16 protein-coding genes, 1 tRNA gene, 2 rRNA genes and 1 pseudogene are annotated in these 23,999 nt (G+C 33.5%); 14 read left to right on the forward strand and 6 right to left on the reverse strand.

Annotated features, from left to right (window positions below; translation table 11 throughout):
• Window positions 1-139 precede the first annotated feature (139 nt).
• Together AC3IPI_RS14725 and rrf are read left to right on the forward strand one after the other, a co-directional pair.
• A 23S ribosomal RNA gene (locus AC3IPI_RS14725) occupies window positions 140-3,024 on the forward strand.
• 167 nt (window positions 3,025-3,191) lie between these two features.
• A 5S ribosomal RNA gene (gene rrf / locus AC3IPI_RS14730) occupies window positions 3,192-3,301 on the forward strand.
• Between the two features lie 634 nt (window positions 3,302-3,935).
• Here rrf and AC3IPI_RS14735 read toward each other — a convergent pair.
• Window positions 3,936-6,644, reverse strand: a complete 2,709-nt coding sequence (locus tag AC3IPI_RS14735; protein WP_489153639.1) for a S8 family serine peptidase — start codon at window positions 6,642-6,644, stop codon at window positions 3,936-3,938.
• A 531-nt stretch (window positions 6,645-7,175) separates the two neighbouring features.
• Here AC3IPI_RS14735 and AC3IPI_RS14740 point away from each other — a divergent pair.
• The 3 genes from AC3IPI_RS14740 (at window position 7,176) to AC3IPI_RS14750 (ending at window position 11,505) form a co-directional block, all read left to right on the forward strand.
• Complete coding sequence (locus tag AC3IPI_RS14740) at window positions 7,176-8,006, forward strand: M57 family metalloprotease (RefSeq protein WP_039115240.1); 831 nt, start codon at window positions 7,176-7,178, stop codon at window positions 8,004-8,006.
• Window positions 8,007-8,837: 831 nt separating this feature from the next.
• Window positions 8,838-9,557 carry a hypothetical protein gene (locus tag AC3IPI_RS14745; protein ID WP_489153642.1) on the forward strand — a complete coding sequence of 240 codons (720 nt, stop codon included), beginning with the start codon at window positions 8,838-8,840 and terminating at the stop codon, window positions 9,555-9,557.
• A 196-nt stretch (window positions 9,558-9,753) separates the two neighbouring features.
• Window positions 9,754-11,505: an alkaline phosphatase D family protein gene (locus tag AC3IPI_RS14750; RefSeq protein WP_489153644.1), complete on the forward strand. Its 1,752-nt coding sequence runs from the start codon at window positions 9,754-9,756 to the stop codon at window positions 11,503-11,505.
• A gap of 437 nt (window positions 11,506-11,942) precedes the next feature.
• Here AC3IPI_RS14750 and AC3IPI_RS14755 read toward each other — a convergent pair.
• The 5 genes and pseudogenes from AC3IPI_RS14755 to AC3IPI_RS14775 all read right to left on the reverse strand — a co-directional run bounded on the left by AC3IPI_RS14755 (window position 11,943) and on the right by AC3IPI_RS14775 (window position 14,983).
• Window positions 11,943-12,023, reverse strand: a tRNA-Tyr gene (locus AC3IPI_RS14755).
• A gap of 635 nt (window positions 12,024-12,658) precedes the next feature.
• Window positions 12,659-13,045: pseudogene (locus tag AC3IPI_RS14760) on the reverse strand (TlpA family protein disulfide reductase); the annotation flags it as partial.
• 18 nt (window positions 13,046-13,063) lie between these two features.
• Window positions 13,064-13,825 carry a DUF4369 domain-containing protein gene (locus tag AC3IPI_RS14765; RefSeq protein ID WP_035628626.1) on the reverse strand — a complete coding sequence of 254 codons (762 nt, stop codon included), beginning with the start codon at window positions 13,823-13,825 and terminating at the stop codon, window positions 13,064-13,066.
• Window positions 13,826-14,077: 252 nt separating this feature from the next.
• Window positions 14,078-14,518 carry a KTSC domain-containing protein gene (locus AC3IPI_RS14770; protein WP_039115207.1) on the reverse strand — a complete coding sequence of 147 codons (441 nt, stop codon included), beginning with the start codon at window positions 14,516-14,518 and terminating at the stop codon, window positions 14,078-14,080.
• Between the two features lie 213 nt (window positions 14,519-14,731).
• Window positions 14,732-14,983: a hypothetical protein gene (locus tag AC3IPI_RS14775; RefSeq protein WP_039115206.1), complete on the reverse strand. Its 252-nt coding sequence runs from the start codon at window positions 14,981-14,983 to the stop codon at window positions 14,732-14,734.
• An 88-nt stretch (window positions 14,984-15,071) separates the two neighbouring features.
• On the opposite strand from AC3IPI_RS14775, the gene AC3IPI_RS14780 reads away from it, so the two are divergent.
• From AC3IPI_RS14780 to AC3IPI_RS14820, 9 genes are all read left to right on the forward strand, one after another.
• Window positions 15,072-15,617: a hypothetical protein gene (locus AC3IPI_RS14780; RefSeq protein WP_489153647.1), complete on the forward strand. Its 546-nt coding sequence runs from the start codon at window positions 15,072-15,074 to the stop codon at window positions 15,615-15,617.
• Window positions 15,617-15,769, forward strand: coding sequence for a hypothetical protein (locus AC3IPI_RS14785; protein WP_165572120.1), 153 nt, complete (start codon window positions 15,617-15,619; stop codon window positions 15,767-15,769). The genes AC3IPI_RS14780 and AC3IPI_RS14785 overlap by 1 nt, the downstream gene beginning before the upstream one ends.
• Window positions 15,770-15,775: 6 nt before the next feature.
• A complete protein-coding gene (locus tag AC3IPI_RS14790; protein WP_489153650.1) occupies window positions 15,776-15,997 on the forward strand; it encodes a hypothetical protein in 222 nt (73 codons plus the stop codon).
• Window positions 15,998-16,015: 18 nt separating this feature from the next.
• Window positions 16,016-16,396, forward strand: coding sequence for a YchJ family protein (locus AC3IPI_RS14795; protein WP_489153652.1), 381 nt, complete (start codon window positions 16,016-16,018; stop codon window positions 16,394-16,396).
• Window positions 16,397-16,503: 107 nt separating this feature from the next.
• Window positions 16,504-17,622 carry a vWA domain-containing protein gene (locus AC3IPI_RS14800; RefSeq protein WP_039115200.1) on the forward strand — a complete coding sequence of 373 codons (1,119 nt, stop codon included), beginning with the start codon at window positions 16,504-16,506 and terminating at the stop codon, window positions 17,620-17,622.
• Window positions 17,623-17,773: 151 nt separating this feature from the next.
• Entirely contained in the window at window positions 17,774-19,237 is a 1,464-nt protein-coding gene (locus tag AC3IPI_RS14805) for an AAA family ATPase (RefSeq protein ID WP_489153655.1), read from the forward strand.
• A 160-nt stretch (window positions 19,238-19,397) separates the two neighbouring features.
• Window positions 19,398-19,991 (forward strand): 2OG-Fe(II) oxygenase, encoded by a 594-nt coding sequence (locus AC3IPI_RS14810; RefSeq protein WP_489153657.1) that lies wholly within the window; start codon window positions 19,398-19,400, stop codon window positions 19,989-19,991.
• Window positions 19,992-20,643: 652 nt separating this feature from the next.
• Window positions 20,644-21,930, forward strand: coding sequence for a Glu/Leu/Phe/Val family dehydrogenase (locus AC3IPI_RS14815; protein WP_242667540.1), 1,287 nt, complete (start codon window positions 20,644-20,646; stop codon window positions 21,928-21,930).
• A 150-nt stretch (window positions 21,931-22,080) separates the two neighbouring features.
• Window positions 22,081-23,304, forward strand: coding sequence for a sterol desaturase family protein (locus AC3IPI_RS14820; RefSeq protein WP_489153659.1), 1,224 nt, complete (start codon window positions 22,081-22,083; stop codon window positions 23,302-23,304).
• The last annotated feature ends 695 nt before the right edge of the window (window positions 23,305-23,999 follow it).

Here is a 23,999-nt window from a genome sequence, read left to right on the forward strand (position 1 = left end):
CCTAAAGCGTAAAGCCTAAAGCATAATAAAGTTCATTGACATATTGAGATAAGAAAATAATAAAAAGTAGAAAGCATTTTTTATTGAAAGTAGTGATACAGACGATAAAGAAAACGGTCTTGACTTGTCAAGACTGGTACAATAAGCAAAATAAGGGCGTATGGGGGATGCCTTGGCTCTCAGAGGCGATGAAAGGCGTGATAAGCTGCGAAAAGTTACGGGGATCGGCACACACGATATGATCCGTAAATACCTGAATGGGGCAACCCACTATGTTGAAGACATAGTACACCGATAGGTGGGCAAACCCGCTGAACTGAAACATCTAAGTAGGCGGAGGAGAAGAAAACAAAAGTGATTCCGTAAGTAGTGGCGAGCGAACGCGGATTAGCCCAAACCAATGTTGTTACGGCAATGTTGGGGTTGTAGGACCACGACATTTCTTGCACAAAGAATTAGAATCTACTGGAAAGTAGAACCATAGAGGGTGATAGTCCCGTATAGGTAATGAGTGTAAAGGATAGTGGTATCCTGAGTAGGGCGGGGCACGTGAAACCCTGTCTGAATTTGGCGGGACCATCCGCTAAGGCTAAATACTCCTGAGAGACCGATAGTGAACCAGTACCGTGAGGGAAAGGTGAAAAGAACCGTGAATAACGGAGTGAAATAGATCCTGAAACCATACGCTTACAAGCGGTCGGAGCCCTTTCGTGGGGTGACGGCGTGCCTTTTGCATAATGAGCCTACGAGTTAACGTTGCTGGCAAGGATAAGTGGTTAAGCCACGGATCCGTAGCGAAAGCGAGTCTGAATAGGGCGCTTTAGTCAGTAGTGTTAGACGCGAAACCGTGTGATCTACCCATGGGCAGGTTGAAGCTGTGGTAACACACAGTGGAGGACCGAACCGGTTGACGTTGAAAAGTCTTCGGATGACCTGTGGGTAGGGGTGAAAGGCCAATCAAACTCGGAAATAGCTCGTACTCCCCGAAATGCATTTAGGTGCAGCGTTGTGCATAAAGTTATATAGAGGTAGAGCTACTGATTGGATGCGGGGGCTTCACCGCCTACCAATTCCTGACAAACTCCGAATGCTATATAATGTTTCACAACAGTGAGGGCTTGGGTGCTAAGGTCCAAGTCCGAGAGGGAAAGAACCCAGACCATCAGCTAAGGTCCCCAAATATATGTTAAGTTGAAAGAACGAGGTTTGTCTGCCCAGACAGCTAGGATGTTGGCTTGGAAGCAGCCATTCATTTAAAGAGTGCGTAACAGCTCACTAGTCGAGCGGACGAGCATGGATAATAATCGGGCATAAACATATTACCGAAGCTATGGATTTTAACGTAAGTTAAAGTGGTAGGGGAGCATTCTAACAGGGTTGAAGGTGCGTCGTAAGGCGTGCTGGACTGGTTAGAAAAGAAAATGTAGGCATAAGTAACGATAATGCGGGCGAGAAACCCGCACACCGAAAGACTAAGGTTTCCACAGCTATGCTAATCAGCTGTGGGTTAGTCGGGACCTAAGGCGAACCCGAAAGGGACAGTCGATGGACCACGGGTTAATATTCCCGTACTACTTATTACTGTGATGGGGTGACGGAGTGATGAAAGCGCCGCGAACTGACGGAATAGTTCGTTGAAGTACCTACCTATAAGCTGCGCAGGCAAATCCACGCGGCTTGGGGAAATACGATAGTACTCGGAGACTTCGGTCAAAGAGATAGTGCGCCTAAGGGCTTCCAAGAAAAACCTCTAAACTTCAGGTAATAAGTACCCGTACCGCAAACCGACACAGGTAGTCGAGGAGAGAATCCTAAGGTGCTCGAGAGATTCATGGCTAAGGAATTAGGCAAAATAGACCTGTAACTTCGGGAGAAAGGTCGCCAGCAGCAATGCTGGCCGCAGTGAAGAGGTCCAGGCGACTGTTTATCAAAAACACAGGGCTCTGCAAAATCGTAAGATGAAGTATAGGGCCTGACACCTGCCCGGTGCTGGAAGGTTAAGAGGAGATGTTATCTTCGGAGAAGCATTGAATTGAAGCCCCAGTAAACGGCGGCCGTAACTATAACGGTCCTAAGGTAGCGAAATTCCTTGTCGGGTAAGTTCCGACCTGCACGAATGGTGTAACGATCTGGACACTGTCTCAGCCATGAGCTCGGTGAAATTGTAGTAGCGGTGAAGATGCCGCTTACCCGCAGTGGGACGAAAAGACCCTGTGCACCTTTACTATAGCTTAGTATTGACCTTGGATAAATGATGTGTAGGATAGGTTGGAGACTGTGAAGTGGCGTCGCTAGGCGTTGTGGAGTCATTGTTGAAATACAACCCTTTGTTTATCTGAGGCCTAACCCCGCTCAAGCGGGGGACATTGCTTGGTGGGTAGTTTGACTGGGGTGGTCGCCTCCAAAAGAGTAACGGAGGCTTCTAAAGGTTCCCTCAGTACGCTTGGTAACCGTGCGTAGAGTGCAATGGCATAAGGGAGCTTGACTGAGAGACATACAGGTCGATCAGGTACGAAAGTAGAGCATAGTGATCCGGTGGTTCCGCATGGAAGGGCCATCGCTCAAAGGATAAAAGGTACGCCGGGGATAACAGGCTGATCTCCCCCAAGAGCTCATATCGACGGGGGGGTTTGGCACCTCGATGTCGGCTCGTCACATCCTGGGGCTGGAGAAGGTCCCAAGGGTTGGGCTGTTCGCCCATTAAAGTGGCACGCGAGCTGGGTTCAGAACGTCGTGAGACAGTTCGGTCTCTATCTACTGTGGGCGCAAGAAATTTGAGTGGATCTGATTCTAGTACGAGAGGACCGAATTGGACAAACCTCTAGTGTATCTGTTGTTCCGCCAGGAGCACCGCAGAGTAGCTACGTTTGGAAGGGATAAGCGCTGAAAGCATATAAGCGCGAAACCCACCACAAGATGAGATTTCTTTTAAGGATCGTGGGAGATGACCACGTTGATAGGCTATAGATGTAAAGGCAGTAATGTCATAGTCGAGTAGTACTAATAATCCGTAAGCTTATGTACGCTTTTCCCCACGCCTCGGCGTGGGGGAGAAACTTTCTAAAAAATACTTTTTTCTTTATCTCAGTGTGTTAAGATATTTGCTCGACGCAGAGCAGTTGATGGTTAATAGTTGATAGTTGCTGGAGAAATCCATCAACCGACAACGAAAACCCAACAACTAACAACCTTAAGGTGGTTATTGCGGCGGGGCTCACCTCTTCCCATCCCGAACAGAGTAGTTAAGCCCGCCTGCGCAGATGGTACTGCAGTTATGTGGGAGAGTATGTCGTCGCCTTTCTTTAGAATCCTCATCAAGTAATTGATGAGGATTTTTTTTGTACTTATTTTTTTGGGATTTGTAGAGCTGAGAGTGATTAGGTAAAATAAATACCGCAAAGAGCGCAAAGGCTTACACAAAGGTTCGCAAAGTTTAATCAATAGCTTTGCGAACCTTTGTGTTTTTCTATTTCATTACTCTGCGGTTAAAATCGGAAGCATTATACAAGAAACAAACGTAAAATATATCTAGATTATAGATCTATTTTATGTTCTTTAGACATAATTGAGCAATTTGAATCAAAGAATCTTTTTTGTTTGTCCTTTTTAGTTAATATGTATCGATATAAGCAAATATTCTTCAGTATTTGTGCAATTACATCTGAAAGTATATTAAAGCTTTCTTAAATGAGATAATTTCTTTTAGTTCTAGTATTTGTAAGTAGTTTTCTTATCCTTTTTGTTTTTTAGGTTCTTAAAGCTATTTAATGAGGTTTTGAGATGATTTTCTTATTGCTGGAATATAAGATATCCCTTTTGAGTTTTTTGAGACGTATGTTGCGGCAAAGAATTGCGCAACGATTTTGTATAAAGATGCCATGTGATTTTATATATTGAAAATATCTCTTCCAAAAAAAATAATATCTAAGAATAGCTTAAAAAACTGCAATTTTTCCTGTTTGAATATCGCCTAAGCTTGTAATAATTTTATAGATATAAATTCCTGTGGCAATATTCTTTAGATTAATGTTATTGGTTTTAGAAAGTAACGGGGAAGTAATAGTGTTTTGTCCAATAATATTATATAAATAAAAAATAGCATTTTCTTCTTTTTTGGCTTCAATATTTAATTCTTCATTTTTGCTTAAATGGCTAGGGTGTACAAAAAATAAATCATTGCCTAGATAATTAGTATCAAGAATTAGGGAGCTTACTATATTATTGTTTTTTAAAATTATATTTATTTTATATTTATTACTTCCTTTTAAGGGAGCCATATCTAAAAAAGAGAATGTTTTTGAAGTGATATTATCTATTGTGTTAATAACACCTTCTGAATTATTAATTATTTTTATTATCTCAATTCTTTTGATGTTGTACAAGCTGAAAAGACTGGCATTAATTTTTATTTTATTCTCTTCATAAACTTCTGCTAAAGCTAATTCGAAATAACAATTTGAGTTTTGTACATACTGTAATGTTGACTCACTTTTTATTCCTTCGATATTGTCAAATACAGGAATAACAGTGTGAGTTTTTTCATCTGTATAGGTGTAAGTTGTGTTTGTTGTTTGTTCTTTAAATTCCAAATAATCTCCTGTCAATTGATAAATATTAAATGAAGAAACATCGGCAGGTTTATCCCAGTTAATTTCTGTTGTGCCATCACAAACTAAGCTGGTACTGATATTTAAATCATAAGATATTGTAAAGCTATCAGAGATATAATCGGTATTATCAATGGTCATTTTTAATTTTGCCTTTGAAAATTTTTGTTCTGCAGGGGTATAGGTAAATTGTTCCGTATTTAGATTTATATCATTTGCGAGAATTTCCCAAGTCTGCCCATTATTATAACTAATAGATAATTGTCCAGGGATATTAGAAAATGAAGAATTCCATTTGAAAGGGGAAATAGTTTTGCCATCATAAGGGAAATTATCATTATTAACTGGGTAATTCCATTCAAATCGATTTTCCAATTCATATTCGTATGCGATGCTGTATTCCTGAGATGAGTTAGATATGTATGAGCCAATAATATTGATAGTATAAGATCCAGATGCGGGATTTTCAATAGTAACTTGCTCTATAGTATTAATTTTATCTTTTCCTCTTACAGCTTGCTGCTGTGGGGTCTCAGGATTAAGAATCCATGGTAAAAAAGTGGTGTTGTCGGCCGACTTAACCTCCATATCTAAATCGTTTACCAAACTTATATTACTGTTGATTGCAGCCGGCAAATCGTTCCAAACTAATGTGATTTTTAAGTTTTTTGTATTTGGAGGGAGGGTAACGGTATGTAAATTTGTTTGTCCGGATGTCAAATTACCTGATATAATTCTATTTTCACTGATTGTTCTTAAACTTTTATCAGCATTGATATTACCATAACCATAGGTAAAATCTGGACCTATGTTCCCTAAATCTTTTGCACTATTAATTAAAATTGCTTTTGTTAGGGAATTAGATAAAGAGATATTATTTATAGTTTTATAATGTTGTTTCATTAATGCAATAATCCCTGTAGCTATTGCTGTGGAATTTGAAGTTCCTTGCGTGCTGTAGGCTACTAACTCAGGTTTTATTCGACCGTCATAAGCTGGTCCTTTTGAAGAAAACGGCATAATTACTTCGTTTTGATCAATACACCCTACTGCGATACTGTTTTTGGATTGCTTGAAATTACCAGTAATAGATTTATAACCTTGAAGTCCGCTATTCCCAGAAGAAAAACAATGAGTCAAATTAGGATTTAAGAATAATTGAGAATCATAAGCATTGGCCAGAGAACCATAAAAATTCTCAATATTGGTACCGTAGGAATGATTTTGAATAGTAACATCTTGAAAAGATGCTATTTCATCAGGATAGATATTCAAAAAGTCAGACGATTGTATCTTGGCCTTTTGAGCAACTCCTTTTCCTAGTGCAGAACTATTTCCTAATCCAGAAACTATAGTTGCCATAGCTGTTGCATGGCTCGATACAATAGCAGATTCTGTTTGAGAAGGAATGTGTTTGTTTAGTAAATCAATATCATTTACATCAAATAAATCATCTTTGATGCCTACAATTTGGTTTTCGCCTGTTATAAGAGGGAAATTAGTATTGGCTTTATTTATAGAATTGATACTAAAATTTTGATCGATTATTTTAGATTCAACTTTTGGTTGAAGGGACTCTTGCGAAATAGAAGATACACTGCTCAAAGTTATAATGTGGTCAATAATTTTTTTTGAATCACTTTTTATGATTATAAGTTGGTTATTTAGTATTTCGATCTCAGAAATGTTGATTGTTTTTAAATCTGTAATTAATGCTTTGATACTATCAGTTGCTATTATATATTGCTTGTCTTCGGTGTGATTTGAAAAATTGGATGGTAATTTCCATAAGCTATTTACTGAGCGTGTTTTCTTTAAAGGTTGATTAGATTTTAAATTTTCTACTATACAAAAAGTACTATCCAATTTTTTTACAACTTTGTATTTATTGTGATGTGCATTTTCTAAAGATGTAAAATAGTATTTCTCAAATTTTGTTTCGTTTTCTTTTTCTATGTATTGTTTCCATTTTTCAGAGCTTTGAGAGAGACTGATTGTCGTTATCATAAAAAAGAGAAAAGTAATTTGTGTCTTCATTTACAGTAGATGTTGGGGCAATTTTAAACATTTTTATTAATGAATTTAGATAAATCAAAGATGAAATTTGTACTTAATGATTTCTATCTGAAATGTTTATCCGTTGTAGGTAAATCAAAGTTATTAAATTATTTGAAAAAAAAATATTAGTTTTTATTTCATTCTAAAACTTCAAAATCTATACGAGTAATATTCTCTTTTTATAACTCTGTTCGTCTAAATGTTATGTAAAATTGTACAGTATTTTTTTTACACATGCTAATCAAAATAAGATATCTGAATAGTATTATTGTGTGTAACCACTTGATTTGTATTTAATTATTGATTTTACTGGGCTTCTATTAATAATCGGATAATTATTACTAAACAATCCACTTGAAATAATTTAACAAAAAATGTTAAATTTGTTAAATAATTGTTTTATCAGTATTTTAAGATTAAAAATTATATAAATTTGATTATAAATATTACTAATATTTTGTAAAGCCCCCTATTTACCAATTTATTATTAACAACCCCAAAAAACCTATTATGAAAAAAATTAAATCAATTTTAGCCTTGTCATTTATAGCGTTAACGCTGTTATCTTGCAACAAAGAAGATGAGACAGATCAATCAAATCAAGGATCTCTTAAAGTAACGCCAGAGGTGTTAAATAAAATTAGATCCCTTTCATTAAATTCCACAGATGTTCAAGTGATTAAAAACACTAAGTTAGATGGTACCACTGAGGATGCGTTTCTTATAGAAGGATGTATTGTAATGTCGGAAGATCAATTAAACAAAATGGATCTTCATGGAGGTATTACCACAGAACAATACCGTACTACTAATTTAGTATCTACTCCAAAAACTATCAAAATTGTTGGATTATCAGGGACTGGTACAACAGCTTTAAGTACAAATATGCGTGCAGGATTGCAAGCAGCAGTAAACAGATATAATAATTTAGGATTGACTATTAAATTTACTCTAACTTTTAGTTCAAGTACTTCAGGTGCAAACATTGTTGTAAGAAGACAAACCGGATCTGCAGGTGGAGTAGCAGGTTTCCCTTCAGGTGGAAATCCTTATAATTCAGTTACATTATATTCTGGGTTAGATACGTATTCAACAGGTGTAAATGCACACGTTGCTGCACACGAAATCGGCCATTGTATTGGTTTACGTCATACAGATTGGTTCAGCCGTCAAAGTTGTGGACAGAATTCAAACGAAGGTACTGCTGGTGTGGGTGCAATTTTGATCCCAGGAACACCTTCAGGATATGATGCAACTTCATATATGAGAGCATGTTTTAGTTCAAGTGAGACAGGAGCTTTTAATTCTAATGATGTTACAGCTCTGAATTATTTATATTAGAAATTAAATTAGAGTTCTCTTTACAAAATATTAGGAGGCTGTTTCATAACTTGTGAAGCAGCCTCTTTTTTTATTAAATGTCCCTATTCTAATTGCTTTACAATATGAATAGCGCAAGATTTAAAAGTGTTGATTCGAAAATTAACTATAGAATAGAATCTAGACAAAGTAAAAAATGTTGCTCACTATTTTAAGTTTGGGGCATTTGGTATTTGTATATGGTAAATTAACATATTAAATTCGATAGTAATAAAGGTAGAATTATATGAAAGACTTCCTTTGGGTCTCTAATGTATTTATTGTTGCTTAGGTGATGTTCTATGTGTATTTTAGGTGTTGCGATTCTGCCATAAAAGTTAATATGATAATTCCATCAACATTTTTCAGTTGAATTTGTAGTTTAACTTTTTTAAAATGAATGTTGTAATTCGTTTTTTATTTATAATCAAAATTAAATAATTTCTCGATAAATAGAAAAGAGTACTAAATAGCTAAGTGTTTAATTATTGCTTTGATAAAAATAATTTGATCTATGAAATTCCAAATTTAGTAGATTTGTATGGTAACTCAACAGAATTAGAATTTACGCTTTTAGATTTTTGATCCCGGAAATGTTTTAGAACAAACCCCTGAGCTCAAGAAAAGGTATATGTTAACATGGAAACTCATAGTTAACTTACCTAAAGAGGTTTTGTCTTTTTAACTGCAACAATATAGAATTCGCTTGGGACACAAAAAGCATATCGGATTTTACTGGTTTGATGTAGTAAAACAAACTTAGGAAAAGAGCGATGCCTGATTTGAATGATGTTTTTAAATAATAAGTAGTTAATGATTTATAACAAAGAAAATTTTCCTGAAGTAACTTCTGAACGTAATTTAACTGCTACTATTTTTGTGTATATACTGTTCGGACTTTTGTGTATCGCAATGCTTTGTTTATTTATAGGACTTCCTTTGAGCATTCAGCTGGAGCATAATAGCCGCTTATCTATCGGCGAGATGATCTTCGATCTAATATACTTCTCCATACTTCTTTGGGGTATCTGGGCTCTTTGCAAGAACTACAAGCGTCAAAAACTTAAAAAAATCATCCTCATTTCTGTAGATAAATATGGTATACATCATCACCAATACAATGGCATTATCCAGAGTATTTTATACAAGGAGTTTGAAAGGAGCAGAGAAGCTTATGTGAGTGATATCGATAGAAAAATTGGAACAAAATATTCTCCGGGATATATTTTCGGTTTTAAAGAAGGCAAACAGATTCCCATTGATTTTTCTAAACCTGAGAATGGAATGACCTATATCCCGAAAAATAAATATCATCTAATTGGACATTTTTTGCAGGGCGTTACTTTATTTTCCCCACATATAAAAATTTCTCAGGCCGTCTATGCTGATTATTTTATAAATCCCGCCACTTTTGAACTCAATAAAAAAGCTCAAATAATTACCTATATACTAGTTCTTATTTTCTTAATTATCATTCTGATTGCAATCGATTTGTTTACAAAATATACTAAAGGCTTTTCGATATTGTTTTAAATGACGGAATTTTTATACAAGAAAAAAGAGGAGACTTTAATAGTGTAAAAAAGGTACAAGTCCCAGTTTAAAGTTCTTAAACAGATCAATAATTTATTATAGTAAATGGATTGTTAATAGTAATGTAAGGTAATTTTAAAAGTACCATAACCTCTGTTTTAATATTACATTGTTTTTTTGATATAAAAATTTTTTTATGGAAAACAACAATGATTTAAGCAGAAGAAGGTTTCTTAGAAATTCTTTATTGGCCGCCGGAGGAGTTTTTATCGCTCCACTTATTGAAAGCTGTAGTGACGATGATAAAACCGATAACAGCGGTGCGCCAGACGGAATGAAAAATGAGGGGTTTGAGACAGGAGTAGCCAGTTTTGACCCTACTGAAACAGGAGTGATTATCTGGACAAGATATTCAATAGGTTCAGATGCTGAAATTACCTGGGAGCTAAGTAAGGATGTTGCATTTTCTGAAATAACAAGAAAAGGGCAGGCCGGAGCATCTTCTATAAATGATTTTACAATAGCGGTAGATGTTCAGAATATTTCTTCCAATACAAAATATTATTATAGATTTTATAATGCCAAAACCAAACAGGTAACTGTTACCGGAGAAACACGTACGCTGCCATCTAAAACAGATATTGTAAATGATGTAAAAATGGCTGTTGTTTCCTGTTCTAATTTTCCAGCTGGACTTTTTAATGTATATGGAGCGATTGCTTCTTCAGATGCTGATGTAGTGGTACATCTTGGAGATTATATTTACGAATATGCGCCAGGACAGTATGGAACAAATCCTTTTACTAATCCGCTGGGTAGAGAACATAAACCGGCTAGGGAGATTATAGGTATAAGCGATTACAGAGAGCGTTACAGACAATATAGAGGAGATAAAAATCTTCAGCTGCTTCATCAGAAAAAACCTTTTATATGTGTCTGGGATGACCATGAGTTTGCTAATGATACCTATAAAACCGGTGCAGAAAATCATCAGCCTGCCGAAGGGGATTTTCAGATGAGAAAAATGGCAGCTTTTCAAGCCTACAGTGAATATATTCCGCTTAAAACAGGAAAAGATCTTAGAATTTACAGAAGTTTTAATTTCGGTAATATCCTTTCTCTTTATATGATGGATACTAGAGTTATTGCGAGAGATAAGCAGATGAGTTATTCAGATTATATTGATAATGGCGGAAATTTTGATCAGACAAAATTTAAAACAGATCTGTTAAGTACCAGCAGAAGATTAATTGGAAGCGAACAAATGACTTGGCTGGGATCACAGATCAATGTTGATACTGCTAAGTGGAAAGTATTGGGCCAACAGATCTTAATGACAAAAATGATGATTCCTGCAGAGCTGCTGATGCTTTTGAATCAAGTTTTAGCAGAAGTGGATCATTTTGGAAGTGCACAGCCAGCGACCATGCAGGCTCTTATTAGTGCAATCTCTGAACTTGTTGTTATTAAAATGAGACATAAACAAAGTGATCCTTCTTTAACTGCTCAGGAAATTGCGAGAGTTACGACAACTTTGCCATATAATTTGGATGCCTGGGATGGTTATTTTGTAGAAAGAGAACAATTGTATGCGATGCTTTCTGGAAAAAATGTTGTGGTTTTAGCCGGAGATACTCATAATGCCTGGATGGGTAAACTTACCGATATGCAAGGGAAATTTATAGGAACTGAAATAGCGTGCAGTTCTGTTTCATCGCCAGGATTGGAAGCTTATCTTGGAATTACATCCGACCCTAAAAAGGCGATAGAATTAGCACAGGCATTTACAGTGCTGATAGATGATTTAGAATATGCAAATTTGTATAAACGAGGATACACATATCTTAAATTTACGTCATCTGTTTCTGAAGCTGAATGGCGATTTGTAGATAGTGTAACAAGTGAAACTACCAATACTGTAACAGAAAAAAAATATACCATAGCATAGAAATTTCATTCGATAATGATTGAAGTTTTTTCAGAAGTTTCAAAAATTAAGTGAATTAAATCGGAGCAGGAGTAATCGTGTTCCGATTTTTTTATTCTATAGATTTGAATATTTCTAAAACTAAGCATTGATAATTGATGTGTTAATAAATGTAAGATGAAATCAACGAAAGAGTATGTATGAGTTTCTATCAAAATTTATTGATATTAAATCGTAATGATAGATAGGCTTAACTTTTTTTTTTGGTAGAAAAGGTATCAACCCCAATCCAAATGTGCCACGATTTTGCCACAAAACTTTTGACTGTTTTTTAAAGATTGAAAAGTGCTTTAAAACAAAAAAACCTGCGAATCTTTGGATTTGCAGGTTTTTACACGTTTTCGGGTTTTTTGAAAAGATTGATAAAGTTGCCTTTTTCACTTCTTTTCCCCTTTTCGTGGGGAGAGCAGGATTCGAACCTGCGAAGTTTACACAGCAGATTTACAGTCTGCCCTCGTTGGCCGCTTGAGTATCTCCCCGAAGCTTGTTTTGTTGCGCTTTGTTGTTCTAAGCGGTTGCAAATATAGGAACGTTTTTGATGTCTGCAAACTAAAATAGTACTTAATTTGAAGTTATCTTTTAATTAATTTTTAATCCATTGGTATTGAATAAAATAAAAAATATAAAAAAAGGGGAATTTTCTTATTTTGTACTAAATTTCGATATTGTTTGGGAGAGAGTTCTGATATTTTTGAACAAAGCTTTTTTGTTTTTTTAGTTTTTGAGAGCAACTTTTTTTAATGTATCTAACTTGAAAAACACAAAAAAAATATTGAAAATCTTCTAAGAAAGCTATTGGATATCCTAGGGAGTTTAAGATATAAACTTGTATTTAGGATAAATGATGTTGAATGAAATAGAAACTTTATTAGTGGGATTCCTGTTTTATTTTAAATTGATTACTAATTGTAATGTTTTTAGATTCATCGTCTCTTAAATCCTATTCTAGTCGCTTTTTTTGCAGCATTTTGCGTAAATGCTAGAAACATTGGGATAGAGTTATTAACTCTTAATTAAGGCTTTAATTTAAAACATATGATTAAAATGATGGTTATGTATAAAAACAAAAAAATCTCCACTAGGGAGATTTTTTTGTTTTATTCTAAAATTGATGTTATTTAGCTAAAAGCTCTAATATTTTTGCTCTAAGTTCATCGCCTCTTAAATCTTGTCCTACTACTTTTCCTGTTGCATCTAGTATAAATGTTGCAGGAATTGATTGAACACCGTATTGAGCTGCGATTGGCTCTTCCCAAAATTTCAAGTTAGAAACTTGTGTCCAGGTTAAGTTATCTTTTGCAATAGCTTCCTTCCAAGCTTTAGCTTCTTTGTCTAAAGAAACACCAACTATGTTAAGACCTTTTGAATGTAACTCTTTATAAATAGCTACAACATTTGGATTCTCTTTTCTACAAGGTCCGCACCATGAAGCCCAGAAATCAACGATAGTTACTTTGCCTAAACTTTCTTTAAGCGATACCATTTTTCCTTCTGGATTAGGAGCAGAAAAATCTGACCTTCAGTTTGCGCTACCAACTGGAGGAGCAGTAGCACCAACAGCAGGCATTTTCATTTGACCGATTTTTTCTTTTACTTCTTTACCAGGTTTAGTGTTTTTTACTGATTCATCTAAACTAGTATAAAGAGCTTCTGCTTTTTTTACATCAGTAGATGGATCATTCAACATTCCTTTGATAATTAATGCGCTGATGAAAGATTTTGGGTGAGATTCAGCATATGTGGTATATTTTGCTTTAGTCTCAGTTTGAACATCACCTTGGATTTTCATAAATTCTTTCATTAAACCATTGATTACTGCTGTATCTTTAGCTTGTTGAGCAGTATTCATAGTTTGTGTGTTTTTTTTCTGGAAATCAACTAATTTTTTCTGAACTTTCATAAGTTCATCATTAAATTTCACATACTCATCATTGTTGTATGTTCCAGAAATTTTAGATTTATGGATACTATCTTTATCCACAACAACTTTAATTTCTCCTGTTTCTAGGATAAAAGGAATTGGTCCTTGAGCTCCTTGTAATTGTAATGTATGAAATGCAGGTTCAGTAACTTTACCTTTAATTTCAAATTTTCCATTTTCAACTTTTGCAGTGTCTAGAGCAATAAGAGCTCCTGTAGTTTGATCTTGAGTTTGTAGGATTATAGTTTTCCCGTTTTCAATTCCTGTTGCAGTTCCAGTAATAAGGTATTCACCGTCTTTAACTTTGTTGCATGAAATTATTGCTATAGAAGCAGTAAGTAAAAAAAATATTTTTTTCATTATTAATTAGTTAATTGATTTGTGGAACAAAAGTATTTAAAATTATAAAAGATAAATAATTTTGTAACCTAAAATTTTGTTATAGTTTTTTGTAAGATAAAAACCTTGTAGTCAGTTGGTTTAGGGTGTTTTTTGTAAGGATGTGTGACTCTTTTGATTTAATTTTAAAATAAAAAATAATATTTTAGGTGTTTTTGCAGCAAAAAAAAAGCATCCGCCAATGGTGGATGCTTTTTTACAGAGACTATAATTTTAGTCTTGATTTGTTTTCTTTCTCCAAGTAAAAGAGTTAAGAATATGTCTTTTTGCAAATCTTCCAGGAGAATCTGCATTTACCATTTTTACATAAGTAGCTTTTGGTACGCTGATGTATTCGTAAACGCTACCATTTGAGAAATCAATAATTAATCTACCTTCTACAAATTTGTAATCTGTAATAGATGAAGTAGCGATTGTTTCTGTATATTCTGGCAAGTTTAGTTTAATTGTCTCAGGATTGATACTTACCAAAAAGTGGTAAGCTTCAATAACTAATTTACTTTTTTCTTCTGCTTCTTTCAAACCAGCGTCGTTACCTTGAAATTTGTCAGGATGACATTCTTTCATAGCATTACGGTAAATGGTTTTTAAATCTTTTAATTCTGCAGTTTTGTCTACGTTTAGTAACTTGCGGTATTCAACTATTTTTTTCATAAATAAGATAACTACTTGTCTATTAGATTGAAATTAATATTTGTTTAATTCAAAAAAGACAAATTTTTTGCAAAGGTACACTTTTTTTTAACTTTTTACTTTCGTAGTAAAAAATATTCAAAAAATATGTAAAAGCTTGATTTTTAAATAGAATAAGTTTGCTGATTCTTAATACTATGTACTGAAAAAGCAAAAGATTAAAAAATGATTGTTTTATTTTTGTTCAGGCTTATTATTTGCCTTGTCAAAGTTTTTTGATTTTTTAGGATACTTGTTATAGCTAATATCACTTGGGTTTTCGATTATAGATTTTATTGTAATCCAATCTCCAACTACGTGATTAGCATGTGCTATCTTGTAATCTAAAAGGTATTCACCACAAAAATAGTTGTTGTTTTCATCCTTCTCCATTATCCCAGTATAAACCCCTTTTTGTAACATTTTTTCTTGAGAAGCCTTTGTCATGATATTTTTATTTAAAAATTGAAGCTGCAAAGTTAATCAATATATTGTTTGGTTTAGGGAGTTCGTGACAATCTAAGTATATTTGCACATGCAAAAAAACTTTAGACCAAATCCTAATTCGTTCAAAAATACATTTTGTGTTTTTCAGGAAGTAACTTCGAAAGAAGTTGAAGGTTTGAAAATTCAATTTGAAAGTAAAGCAGGAAGTAGGTATTATTATTCCGATTTGGGAATGTATCGTTTCTCTAACCATTGGGGAAGATTGGCTAATAGCAAATGGCGTTTGGTTGCTATGGAACCTGAAACAGAATCTAAATTTAAACTGGGTTTTGCGACTTGGAGTTCTTTTTATCCTGATAATGCCATTGATAAAATATATTATATTGAAGCTGATTATTCTAGAAACACGGTTAATTATCAACACAAGAATAATCCAGAATATGATAATAAAGCTATACTTAGAACCAGTTTTGAAACATCAAAAAGGATTAAACAAATTAGAAACTTGCAACAATTAACTTCATGGGCAAAATATTTTGATTATGAAGATATCGATACTTTGCGTAAAGCAATTATAAATGAACTTATTTTTACAGAGAAAACTTTAGAAGAAATTAAAAGAGAAATAGAATAATGGGAAGGAATAACGAAAGGAATATTAAGAAGCACAACGATAAGTTGCACAAGGCACAAGACAAAGTAAAACAAGCTGAAATTGCGCGTAAGGAGAAATTAAAACAAATTGTAAAGAAGTTTAATGAGGATAAATCTTCATCTGATAAATAAAATATTATGGAAAACGATAAATTCAGTGGTTTAAAAGAAAGTGTTCAGGAAATAATAGATTTAATTGCTGCTAAACAAAATAAATCTGCGAACAATAAATTGGCAGAAGTAAGTGATATTTTGGATGATTTGCTCGATTTTTTGGAAGAGGATGAAGATTTAATCGAGATTAGTAAATATCAGGTTTTATTAAACCAATTACATCAAAAGATAAATACTGCCGAATAATTTTAGATTTTTGTCTTTATGGAAAATTCCAAATGTTATTGCGATACAGGTTTATATTTTGATAATTGTTGTGGTTTATATCTCAAGAATAATCAAAATGCGCCAACTGCATTGGCTTTAATGCGTTCTCGTTTTTCGGCTTATGTTATTAAAAATGCCGATTATTTATTGGCTACGACCCATTCTTCCGAAAGGAAATATTATTCGAAAGAGGATATCTTAAATTGGGCTACAGCCAATGAATGGCAGCGATTGGAAATTATAAGTTTTACAGAAACTACAGTTGCATTTAAGGCTTACTTCTTGGATGAAAAGAAACAACCTCAAACACATTATGAGTTTTCTGCTTTTAAACTAGAAAATGGGGTTTGGTATTATCTTGAAGGAAAGTTTGAATAATTAGTAGTTTTTAACTGATTATCAGTTAATTTTTGATTAAATCTTTTAACTAAAAATTAATATCTGTTTGTTTTAGCTACATTCTAAAATGATGTAATTTTAGAATTATGAAAGAGGAACATAAAAAAGGGTTTTATTTTAAAACGTATGAAGCGCCAAATCAGTCTCCGTTTGAAAAACTTTTTGGTATTTTCAAAGAGCTAATTACCCATACTTCGGGTGATTTTGATGAAGCTATAGATTGGCTTCGTGAGTTGGATAAAGAATACAAACTTACAGATGAGAATTATACTATCGACGATTTTATAGAAGATCTAAAAAAGAAAGGTTATATAAAAGACGAAATAAAAGAAGATGGTTCTTCAGGAATTGGAATTACTGCCAAAACTGAGCGTGCGATAAGGCAACAAGCACTTGATCAGATATTCGGAAATTTAAAACGTTCTGGAAACGGAAACCACAAAACTAAATATGCCGGAAATGGAGATGAACATACGGGGGAATTCCGTGAGTTTCATTTTGGCGATGGGTTAGAACGAATTTCGCTCACAGAAAGTTTGCGTAATGCTCAAATCAATAATGGAGTGGAGAGTTTTATGCTTACTGAAAACGATTTGGTTGTGGAGGAAACACAATACAAATCGCAAATGAGTACAGTCTTAATGATTGATATTAGTCATAGTATGATTTTGTATGGCGAAGATCGTATTACTCCAGCCAAAAAAGTTGCCATGGCGCTCGCCGAATTAATTACTACTCGCTATCCTAAAGATACACTTGATATTCTGGTTTTCGGAAACGATGCCTGGACAATTGCTATCAAGGATTTACCGTACTTAAAAGTTGGACCATATCATACCAATACAGTTGCTGGTTTGCAACTGGCGATGGATTTATTACGCCGAAAAAGAAATACAAACAAACAAATATTTATGATTACTGATGGTAAGCCAAGTTGCGTTCGTGAGCGTGATGGATCTTATTATATGAACAGTAATGGTTTGGACGAATATATTGTAGACAAATGTTACAATCAGGCACAACAAGCTAGAAAGCTACATATTCCTATTACCACATTTATGATTGCAAGTGATCCTTATTTGCAACGTTTTGTCAACCATTTTACCGAAGCTAATCAGGGAAAAGCATTCTATACGGGATTAAAAGGTCTTGGCGAAATGATTTTTGAAGATTATGAAGCGAATAGAAAAAAGAGGGTTCGGTAAAGAGTCTCAAAGGTTCAGAGCAATAAAGCGACAAAGATTTACCGTAGAGACGCACAGCAGTGCGTCTAACTTTAGATAAAGTTTCATAGATGCACAGCTGCGTTTAATAGTTCAAATATAAAATAAACAACAAATTGATATTTCAATAAAAATGGAAATAAATAATATAAACACTTTAGGTCAATTAAAAGCCTCTGGATATAAAAGTAAAAGCATTAAAGATGAATTACGAAATAATCTTCGTGAAAAGATAAAATCAGGTAAGCCAGTTTTTGAAGGTGTTCATGGTTTTGAGAATACTGTTATTCCGGAGTTAGAACGTGCTATTTTATCACGCCATAATATTAATTTATTAGGACTTCGTGGTCAGGCCAAAACAAGATTGGCTCGTAAAATGGTCGAATTATTAGATGAATACATTCCATTTGTGGCAGGTTCAGAGATTAATGACGATCCGTTTAATCCAATTTCTCGCTTCGCAAAAGATATTATTGCCGAAAAAGGAGACGCAACTCCCATCGAATGGTTGCATAGAGATAACCGTTTCTTCGAAAAACTTGCTACGCCAGATGTAACCGTTGCCGATTTAATAGGGGATGTGGATCCAATAAAAGCTGCCAATTTAAAGCTTTCTTATGCCGATGACCGTGTGATTCATTTCGGAATGATTCCGCGTGCCAATCGTTGTATTTTTGTAATTAATGAATTACCCGATTTACAAGCAAGAATCCAGGTAGCTTTGTTTAATATCTTGCAGGAAGGAGATATTCAGATAAGAGGATTTAAGTTAAGAATGCCTCTAGATATGCAATTTGTATTTACTGCAAATCCTGAGGATTACACGAATCGAGGAAGTATAGTTACGCCATTAAAAGATAGAATTGGCTCACAAATCCTGACACATTATCCTGAAACTGTTGCTATCGCCAGAACGATTACAGAACAGGAAGCTAAATTAGATGCAAGCCAGAATGAATCGGTTTATATTCCTAGTTTGGCCAAAGATTTATTGGAGCAAATAAGTTTTGAAGCTCGCGAAAGTGAGTTTGTAGATAATAAAAGTGGTGTGAGTGCGAGAATGAGTATTACTGCTTACGAAAACTTATTGAGTACTGCTGAGCGTCGTGCTTTGCGTGCAGGCATTGATAAAACAGTTTTGCGTTTATCTGACTTTATGGGGATTATTCCAGCTATTACAGGAAAAGTCGAATTGGTTTATGAAGGAGAGCAGGAGGGAGCGGCAATTGTTGCACAACGCTTAATAGGTGATGCTATTCGAACGTTTTTCCCTATATATTTCCCAAAGATTGAAAAACTTGAAAAACCAAATGAGAAAACGCCATATACCGATACAATTGAATGGTTTTTTACAGAAAGTGGTTTTGAATTGTTAGATGATTGTTCGGATGCCGAATACAAGAAAATTCTTGATGGGATTCCTCCACTTGATATTTTGCTTAAAAAATATCAGTCTGAATTGCCAGTTGAAGATCGTTATTTTATGAAAGAGTTCATTTTATGGGGATTGGTAGAATATAAAAAATTAAGTAAAGACCGTTTTTCCGAAGGATATGAATTCAAGGATATGTATGGTAGTTATATCAGTAAACTGTAAAGATTTAAAATTAGGGAGAGATAATTGTTGCTCCCTTTTTTTATGCTATTTTATATTTAAAAGATTTAGCTTTTGATATTTATCTTCAATTATAGTACTGCATATTTTAATTAGTCTACCTTGTCCCGTTGGTTGCATTTGTATTCCAGCAAATACACAAATGGAGAATAGCTTTGAGGCTTTGATTGCTACTTATATTGAAAATAAAGTAGGAATATCTGAACAGTTTTTGACTACGGAATTAGCAAATAATTTAAAACAAAATCTTATTGATTTAAATGCTAAAAGTTTACTGCAGGATGCGGGAATAGGAAATTCGGAGAAAGTAACTTATGATGGAGCTATTCGTAGTGATTCGATTTACTGGCTTGATAAAAAGCATAATAATGCATTCGAAAATGAATTCTTTGTTCAAATCGAAGCTTTTATAGCATATTTAAACATTAGTTGCTATGCTGGTATAACTGGTTATGAGTTTCATTATTCTTTATATGAAACTGGAGATTTTTATTTGAAACACTTAGATCAATTTAAGAATAATCCGAGTAGGAAATACTCAATGATTAGTTATTTAAATGCTGATTGGAAAGAAAGTGATGGAGGTGAACTACTTATTCATCAGTTAAATAACCATCAGAAAATTAGCCCTACTCAAGGTAAAACTGTCTTTTTTAAAAGTGATGAATTAGTTCATGAAGTATTAGTTACCCAAAACACAAGAATGAGTATTACGGGCTGGTTAAAGAGTGATTAATTGCTTGTTTACCAGTATATTTTAAATTTTTATAAAAATAACTCTACTAATTCTATAGAATATTTGAAATATATTTATAGATTTGTAAAAGAAATGAGAAATGAAAGCCAAAATACAATTCCTTATGACTGTAACACGATAATGTGTTATATGTATGATTTATTGTATGAACAGGCATTCTATGGTTTGGTTAGTTAGTAAAGAAAAAGCCTTTTTTAAATACTTTTAAAAGGCTTTTTACTTAAGATTTTTAAAAAGAAAATTTTAAACCATTAAGAAATTAAGTTTCATTAAGTATTGCTCTTGTTTTTTTAAGCTAAAAATTAAATCCGTTTGAATCTGTGTCATCTGTGTTCATTTTTTTAAAATTATATGCTAAAAAAAGTAGGAGATTAAATATTTAAAACTTAATGAGCTTAATTTCTTAATGGTAAAATAAAAAATAAATTATGAGCTTATATTCTATAAATACGAACATTATGATGCAATGCTGCCAGATGAAAATCCTTCCCTGTTGCAGAAGTTGCTGTTATTTATAAAATAATATTTTGAGCTCTTTTGTAACATCTACAAAAGGGTTTTTTTATGCAGTTCATTTTCAATTACTATACTTTATTTAATAAAAAATATAATTTAACACCCCCATAAAATTATGAGTTCACAAATCGTAAAACAGAACCCTTTTCAATCGATGATTGATCGTTTTAATATAGCAGCCGACATTCTTCAACTGAATGAATCGGTTAGAGAAAAATTGCAAAGACCAGAGAAACAAATAGTAGTTAATTTTTCGATTACACTTGATAATGGTACCGAACAAAATTTTGAAGGTTATCGCGTAATTCATAATACTGCTTTAGGACCATCTAAAGGAGGTATTCGTTATGATACTGCTGTTAATCTGGACGAGGTTAAAGCTCTTGCGGCCTGGATGACATGGAAATCGGCTGTTACAGGAATCCCATTTGGTGGAGCCAAAGGCGGTATTATCTGTGACCCAAGATTGCATTCTAAATCCGAATTAGAAAAAATAACACGAGAATATACCAATGCTTTATCAGATATTTTTGGTCCTGATAAAGATGTTCCGGCTCCAGATATGGGAACTGGCCCAGACGAGATGGGGTGGCTAATGGATGAGTTTTCATTAGTTCATGGTAAAACCATTCATGCTGTTGTAACTGGTAAACATTTGCATTCGGGAGGTTCCTTAGGTAGAGTAGAAGCTACTGGTAGAGGGGTAAGTATTATTAGTATTCTGGCGCTTCAAAAATTAAAATTAAGACCTGCAAGATCTACAGCTGCCATTCAGGGATTTGGAAATGTAGGACTTCATTCGGCTTTGTTTTTATTCGAAAAAGGACTGAAAATTGTTGCTGTTAGTGATGTTTCTGAAGCTTTTTATAATCCAGAAGGAATTAATATCCCTGAGCTTATTTTGTATTATAATCTAAATAACAAAAGCGTTAACGGATATCCAAATGCAGTTGCTATAAAACATGAAGATTTATTATTATTGGATGTAGATGTACTTATTCCTGCTGCCAAAGAAGATGTAATTACTGCTGTAAATGCTGGGGATGTTCGGGCAAAAATAATTGTTGAAGGAGCAAACGGACCAGTTTCTTCAGATGCAGATAAAATCTTGCATGAAAATAATGTTTTGGTTGTGCCAGACATTTTAGCAAATGCCGGAGGAGTTACGGTATCTTATTTTGAGTGGCTTCAGAATTGTCTTTTAGAGTCCTGGAAAATCAGTCAGATTAATAAACGCTTGGAAGATATACTGGAGAAAAGTTTCGAAACAGTTTTTGCTACTTCAAGAAAATATAAAGTAACACCACGCATTGCGGCTTATATAATTGCTTTGCGTAAAGTCGCAGATATTCAGGCTGTAAAAGAGATTAAATTGATTGAGAAAAAATTCAAACAGAATTAAATTTATTAGATACTAATTTGACTTTCAACTAGATTAAGATTATTTCCATTGGTTTCATATAATCAATGGAAATGTCTTTTTCTTAAAACTTTCAGTGTTTAAATTATTTACAATAACTCTTTCCCTAGATACTAACATACTATTTAAAAAATGGAACATATTAATTTTTTGGCGTTTGCCATGCCAGCTTTTTTTCTTTTTGTGTATATCGAGTTTAGGCTTGCACAGCGAAGTAACAGGCCCGAATTATTTAACTATGAAAGCTCTGTTTCGAATATAAGTATTGGTATTGCCGAGCGGCTAATCAACCTTTTTATTGCTGCTAGTTTTTATCAATTGTATTATTGGATTTATAATAATTATAGGCTTTTTGAGATACCGAGTAATTTTTTAGTATGGATAGGATTGATTCTCGCTACAGATTTTGTTTGGTATTGGTATCATAGATTAGGGCATGAAGTAAATTTTTTCTGGGCGGCTCATATCGTACATCATCATAGCAGTGAATTCAATTTTACAGCAGCAGCAAGAATAACTACTTTTCAGGCAATTATCCGTACAGGATTTTGGTGTGTTTTACCATTTATAGGTTTTCATCCCAAGATGGTTATTACGATGCTTATTGTGCATGGAGCTTATTCTTTTTTTACACATACTCAGGTTATAGGAAGAATAAAATGGTTAGAATATGTTTTTGTTACCCCATCTGTTCATGGAATACACCATGCTTCAGATGAGAAATACTTAGATAAAAACTATGGAGATATGTTTACGTTTTGGGATCGCTTTTTTGGGACTTTCCAAGAAGAGGAAGAAAAACCAAAATACGGACTGACTCATCCATTAAAAAGCTATAGTTTTCTTTGGCAGCATTTTCATTATTATTTTGAGATTTATGAATTATGGAAACGGTCTAAAGGATTTAAAGACGGTTGGAATGCTATATTTGGAAGTCCTGCTGATATGGATCAAGATATTCGTCCAATTTTAGAGAAACGATTTTTGCAAGACAAAGACAATCCTAGTCATCGGCTTAAGTTCAAGAATTATCTTTATTTACAATTGGGAGTAAGTACCTTTTTGCTAACAATTTTTACCTATTATTTTGATTCTTTGGATGCATCCGATAAAATTTTTGTTTTAGTTTTTATTATCATCACGCTAATTAATTGCGGGGCTTTATTAGAGCAACGCAAATGGATCTATTATCTAGAATATTTTCGTGTTTTTATTTGTACAACTTACTTTTTATATATCATAGATGAAGTTGAATTCTTTATTATTCCTGTGATTATAATGTTTTTAGTAGAACAGGTTTTTTCTTTGGGAGAAAAATACCAAAATGTCGTACTCCAGCTTGAAACATCAGAATGAATTATAGAGAAATGAGATTTTAAAAGCGATACTTTTTTTAGGAATATTTTTTTTTGCCACAGATTTTAGTGATGAGAGAGATTTGCTGGGTAATAATCCAGTTATACTTTCTTTGATTTAGATAATCTGTGGCTTTTTTATATCGTAATAGGAAGCTTTTTTATTATAAAATTCATTATAAAGTCTATTTACTTTTATAATGATTTGAATTTTAGACATTTATGTTGTTTGCCTTTTTTAGATATTTAAAATAATGTCTGAATCTATGGATTAAAAAACTTTTAGTGGTCATGACGGCTATTGTTTGTGGGTAAATTTGTACTTTAAATTGTAGGGTAAACAATTTTTTTGAATTCAATTTTATTTTGGGCTTTTGTTATTAGTTAGAAAATGAGGAAACTTTGGTTTCCTCATTTCTATTTTTAAGAGCATTATATATTATCTTTTTCTTAAATCCGAAAAAAGATTCATTTTGTCTTTTAAGCCTTTATTCCTTTTAGCTACTCTTTGCTTATTTAAGCTTCTGCTAAAAACATATTATAAGTACTTTACAACTTCTTCTTCTTCATCATTATTATTATTATTATTATTATTATTATTATTATTATTATTTAAAACTTTTCTTATAAACGAGTATTGTCCTATTCTATAAGTTTAAAAACTTTTATTGGTAAAAACAAAAAGGCTTAAGGAAG

The sequence above is a fragment of the Flavobacterium sp. GL_143 genome, assembly GCF_057834355.1.

Coding starts and splice junctions, on each gene's coding strand:
- AC3IPI_RS14735 (WP_489153639.1), bottom strand. CDS start 6,644: ATGAAGACACAAATTACTTTTCTCTTTTTTATGATAACGACAATCAGT.
- AC3IPI_RS14740 (WP_039115240.1), top strand. CDS start 7,176: ATGAAAAAAATTAAATCAATTTTAGCCTTGTCATTTATAGCGTTAACG.
- AC3IPI_RS14745 (WP_489153642.1), top strand. CDS start 8,838: ATGATTTATAACAAAGAAAATTTTCCTGAAGTAACTTCTGAACGTAAT.
- AC3IPI_RS14750 (WP_489153644.1), top strand. CDS start 9,754: ATGGAAAACAACAATGATTTAAGCAGAAGAAGGTTTCTTAGAAATTCT.
- AC3IPI_RS14765 (WP_035628626.1), bottom strand. CDS start 13,825: ATGAAAAAAATATTTTTTTTACTTACTGCTTCTATAGCAATAATTTCA.
- AC3IPI_RS14770 (WP_039115207.1), bottom strand. CDS start 14,518: ATGAAAAAAATAGTTGAATACCGCAAGTTACTAAACGTAGACAAAACT.
- AC3IPI_RS14775 (WP_039115206.1), bottom strand. CDS start 14,983: ATGACAAAGGCTTCTCAAGAAAAAATGTTACAAAAAGGGGTTTATACT.
- AC3IPI_RS14780 (WP_489153647.1), top strand. CDS start 15,072: ATGCAAAAAAACTTTAGACCAAATCCTAATTCGTTCAAAAATACATTT.
- AC3IPI_RS14785 (WP_165572120.1), top strand. CDS start 15,617: ATGGGAAGGAATAACGAAAGGAATATTAAGAAGCACAACGATAAGTTG.
- AC3IPI_RS14790 (WP_489153650.1), top strand. CDS start 15,776: ATGGAAAACGATAAATTCAGTGGTTTAAAAGAAAGTGTTCAGGAAATA.
- AC3IPI_RS14795 (WP_489153652.1), top strand. CDS start 16,016: ATGGAAAATTCCAAATGTTATTGCGATACAGGTTTATATTTTGATAAT.
- AC3IPI_RS14800 (WP_039115200.1), top strand. CDS start 16,504: ATGAAAGAGGAACATAAAAAAGGGTTTTATTTTAAAACGTATGAAGCG.
- AC3IPI_RS14805 (WP_489153655.1), top strand. CDS start 17,774: ATGGAAATAAATAATATAAACACTTTAGGTCAATTAAAAGCCTCTGGA.
- AC3IPI_RS14810 (WP_489153657.1), top strand. CDS start 19,398: ATGGAGAATAGCTTTGAGGCTTTGATTGCTACTTATATTGAAAATAAA.
- AC3IPI_RS14815 (WP_242667540.1), top strand. CDS start 20,644: ATGAGTTCACAAATCGTAAAACAGAACCCTTTTCAATCGATGATTGAT.
- AC3IPI_RS14820 (WP_489153659.1), top strand. CDS start 22,081: ATGGAACATATTAATTTTTTGGCGTTTGCCATGCCAGCTTTTTTTCTT.